General features: G+C 39.9%; 4 protein-coding genes and 1 pseudogene. All 5 read left to right on the top strand.

Annotation, left to right across the window (positions count from 1 at the left end; translation table 11 throughout):
* A pseudogene (locus tag WBJ10_RS11935) lies at positions 1-104 on the top strand (30S ribosomal protein S13); the annotation flags it as partial.
* A gap of 133 nt (positions 105-237) precedes the next feature.
* Positions 238-627 carry a 30S ribosomal protein S11 gene (gene rpsK / locus WBJ10_RS11930; RefSeq protein WP_306550760.1) on the top strand — a complete coding sequence of 130 codons (390 nt, stop codon included), beginning with the start codon at positions 238-240 and terminating at the stop codon, positions 625-627.
* A 71-nt stretch (positions 628-698) separates the two neighbouring features.
* Positions 699-1,307 carry a 30S ribosomal protein S4 gene (gene rpsD, locus WBJ10_RS11925; protein ID WP_411273944.1) on the top strand — a complete coding sequence of 203 codons (609 nt, stop codon included), beginning with the start codon at positions 699-701 and terminating at the stop codon, positions 1,305-1,307.
* 147 nt (positions 1,308-1,454) lie between these two features.
* On the top strand, positions 1,455-2,447 hold the full coding sequence (locus WBJ10_RS11920; protein WP_424290581.1) for a DNA-directed RNA polymerase subunit alpha: 993 nt from the start codon (positions 1,455-1,457) through the stop codon (positions 2,445-2,447).
* 80 nt (positions 2,448-2,527) lie between these two features.
* Positions 2,528-3,178 carry a 50S ribosomal protein L17 gene (gene rplQ, locus WBJ10_RS11915; protein ID WP_424290579.1) on the top strand — a complete coding sequence of 217 codons (651 nt, stop codon included), beginning with the start codon at positions 2,528-2,530 and terminating at the stop codon, positions 3,176-3,178.
* Positions 3,179-4,063: the final 885 nt, after the last annotated feature.

Raw genomic sequence — 4,063 nt, 5'->3', positions numbered from 1 at the left:
ACCGTAAGGGATTACCTGTACGTGGACAACGCACTAAAAACAACTCACGTACCCGTAAAGGAAAACGTAAGACTGTAGCAAACAAGAAAAAAGCAACTAAGTAAAAATTAGATATGAGATGTGAGATTTTAGATATGAGAATATCGAAAGTGCTCAGCTCATGATTAAAAAAAGAAATAGATATGAGTGCCGGGATCTGATCTCAGATCTCAAGTCTCACATCTCAAATCTCTAAAAATGGCAAAAACTAAAAAAGTAACCAAAAAGCGCGTTGTTATTGTTGAACCAATCGGCGAAGCACATGTTAACGCTACCTTTAACAATATCATTATCACTCTGACTAACCTTCAGGGTCAAACCATCAGTTGGTCATCAGCTGGTAAAATGGGTTTCAAAGGTTCCAAGAAAAATACTCCTTACGCTGCCGGACAAGCTGCAGGCGACTGCGCTAAAGTAGCACATGATCTTGGCCTTCGTAAAGTTCAAGTATATGTTAAAGGCCCAGGTTCAGGCCGCGAGTCAGCTATCCGTACTCTGCAGACTGCCGGAATTGAGGTTACTACTATACAGGACATCACCCCGCTTCCGCACAACGGTTGCCGTCCTCCAAAAAGAAGAAGAGTTTAATTAATAATAATCAGTTTTAAAGCTAAGATTCTCCTGGGTAAGCTGGGAAGATACTTTAAAAACACACAACCATGGCTAGATATACCGGACCAAAGTCCAAAATCGCCCGTAGATTCAGAGAACCAATTTTCGGTCCTGATAAGGCATTAGAAAGAAAAAATTATCCTCCAGGGATGCACGGTACCTCCAGAAAAAGAGGTAAGCAATCAGAGTTTGCTGTGCAGTTAATGGAGAAGCAAAAAGTTAAATATACTTACGGTGTATTAGAGCGTTATTTCGAAAACTTATTCCACAAAGCATCTGCTAAAGAAGGAATTACAGGAGAAAACCTTTTGAAGTTCTTAGAAGCGCGTTTAGACAATACTGTTTATCGTTTAGGTATTGCTCCAACCCGCTCTGCTGCTCGTCAGTTGGTAGGCCATAAGCACATCACAGTAAATGGTGAAATCGTTAATATTGCTTCTTATGCTTTACGTGCTGGCGATGTGGTTGCTGTTCGTGAGCGTTCAAAATCTCTTGAAGCTGTTTCACATTCAGTAGCTGCAAGAACTATAAACAAATTCAGCTGGTTAGAATGGGATGCAAATACCTTAACGGGTAAGTTCCTTAACTATCCAAGCCGCGATGAGATTCCTGAGAATATCAAGGAAAACTTAATCGTCGAGTTATACTCTAAGTAAGATATGAGATATGAGATTTATTAAATCTCATATCTTGTTTCATGTCTATTAAAAGAAAGAGATTAGGATAAGATTACGAAAGATGAGCTGGTCTCATATCTCACATCTCACATCTCACATCCATTAAACAATAAACAAATTAGATAAATGGCAATCTTAGCATTTCAGAAACCTGATAAAGTTATCATGCAGAAATCTACGGATTTCGACGGAACATTCGAATTCAGACCTTTAGAGCCTGGTTTCGGTGTTACCATTGGTAATGCTTTACGGAGAATACTTTTATCTTCCCTGGAAGGTTTTGCAATAACCTCAGTACGCCTATCAGGTGTATCTCATGAGTTTTCTACCATCAAAGGTGTAGTAGAAGATGTTACTGAGATCATCCTTAATCTGAAGCAAGTTCGTTTCAAAAAAACTGGCGAGTCTGGCGATAATGAGAAGATCTTTGTGATCATCAATGGCCAGGATCAGTTCAAAGCTGGCGACATTACTAAGTTCTCAAATAACTTTACAGTTCTGAATTCTGATATGGTTATCTGTAATATGGAATCTTCAGTTACTCTGGAGATTGAATTAACAGTTAGCAAAGGAAGAGGTTACATTGCTGCAGAAGAAAACAAAAACGCGGATGCAGTTCTAGGTGTTATCGCAATTGATTCGATTTACACTCCAATCAAGAACGTTAAATACACAATCGAGAATTTCCGTGTAGAACAAAAAACTGACTATGAGAAGTTAGTTCTTGATATCACTACCGATGGTTCAATTCATCCGGAAGAAGCTTTGAAAGAAGCAGCTAAGATATTGATCCACCACTTTATGCTGTTCTCTGACGAGAATATCATGCTTGAATCTCAGGCTAAAGAAGAAACTAAAGAAGTTGATGAGGAAATCCTGCACATGCGTAAGATCCTTAAAATGGAATTGGTTGATCTTGATCTTTCTGTTCGTGCATTAAATTGCCTTAAAGCTGCTGATATCCGTTCATTAGCTGACCTCGTTTCATACGATGTTGCTGATATGCTGAAATTCAGAAACTTTGGTAAGAAATCACTTACTGAAATCCAGGATTTAGTGAAATCTAAAGGCTTGTCGTTCGGCATGAACCTTTCGAAATTCAAATTAGACGAAGAATAATATATAACAATAAGCGAAATGCATAATTCCCGATCCCGAAAGGTTGATTGACGGTATGCACGTGCACAATTTAACAAAACATGAGACACGGTAAAAAAGTAAACCATTTAAGTCGTACAGACAGTCACCGCAGAGCGATGCTGGCTAACATGGCTTCTTCGCTTATCTTACACAAGCGCATTACAACAACACTTGCAAAAGCTAAAGCTTTACGTGTGTATGTTGAACCTATCATCACTAAATCAAAAGATGATACTACTCACTCACGTCGTACGGTATTCAGTTACCTGCAGAATAAAGAAGTAGTTTCTATCCTTTTCCGTGATGTAGCTGCAAAAGTAGCAAGCCGTCCTGGTGGTTATACCCGTATCCTTAAGATGGGAAACCGTCTTGGTGATAATGCATCAATGGCTTTGATCGAATTAGTTGATTACAACGAAATCTACACTAATGGTGATGCAGCTGCTGCTGAGAAGAAAACTACACGTCGTCGTGGTTCAAAAGCAAAGAAAGCTGATGCTCCTGCTGCTGGTGCGAAAGCTCCAAAAGCTGAGGCTGCTCCAGCTGAAGAAGCTGTAGTTGTTGAAGAAACTCCGGTAGCTGAAACAAAAGCAGAACCTAAAGCTCCAAAAGCAGAAGCTACTCCAGTTGTAGAAGAAGCTCCGGCTGCTGAAGAAGCTGCACCAGAGGCTCCGGCTAAAGGTGATGACAAAGAAGAGAAGAAAGCATAATTTAGATTTCTCTTAAGATACCGAAAACCCGTTCTGAATAGAGCGGGTTTTTTGCGTTTAGAGGTCGGAGGTCTGAAGTCGGAGGTCTGAGGTCTGAGGTTTGAATTCGGAAATTGGAAGTTTGATCCATGAGATACCGCTTCTTGGTTCAGACTTCTGACTTCCGACTTCAGCATCGAGTGGGAAACCTACAAACCTACCTGCCTCTTTTGATAATTAGCGTAAATTAGGAAGGTCAAACCAATTCAACTTACAGCCCACATTATACAGGGCGTCTCGATTTGTGCCACACTGCCCAGCTCTTTAATCATAAACCCGATCGCAGCGGAAAGCCCGCAGCCAGATATCAGCGATGTCGTTAAAATCCCCGTTCTGGCGAGGACTTGCAGCGAAGAGCGGGGCTATCATTTTCGAAGAACTAATGCCGCACCTTTCCAAATCATTAAATTGTCAATTAATATCGACCTATTTTCTCTTTTCTCTTGTACTGTTTTCCATTCTTCACTCATCACTCATCATCCGTAATTCTCAACTCTCCACTCTCCATTCTCAAATATCTCCATTATTATCTTCAATTAGTAACGGGCCTAATGAGCGACACACTTAATTGTTTATTAAGCTTCGCTCAAAATGACGTCGTAATTCGTAATTCTTAATCGTAATTCCTCTTCCCCCTGCCATACTGTCATTGCAAAAACACCTTGATACAAGCTTAATTAATACCTGAATGACAAAATACTGTCAATATAAGGGGCTATCCGATTTGGCACAACGCTTGTTAATTCCTCTGTAGAAAACTAAACACAAATTAAAGAAGGGTAATAAGAATATGGCAAAGATAATTGGTATTGACTTAGGAACAACAAATTCATGCGTTGCAGTAAT

It is taken from the genome of Daejeonella sp. (assembly GCF_049655485.1).
In the GTDB taxonomy this organism is placed as follows: domain Bacteria; phylum Bacteroidota; class Bacteroidia; order Sphingobacteriales; family Sphingobacteriaceae; genus Daejeonella.
Note: the sequence above shows the minus strand (reverse complement) of the source record. Positions and strands in the feature narration are given on the sequence as shown.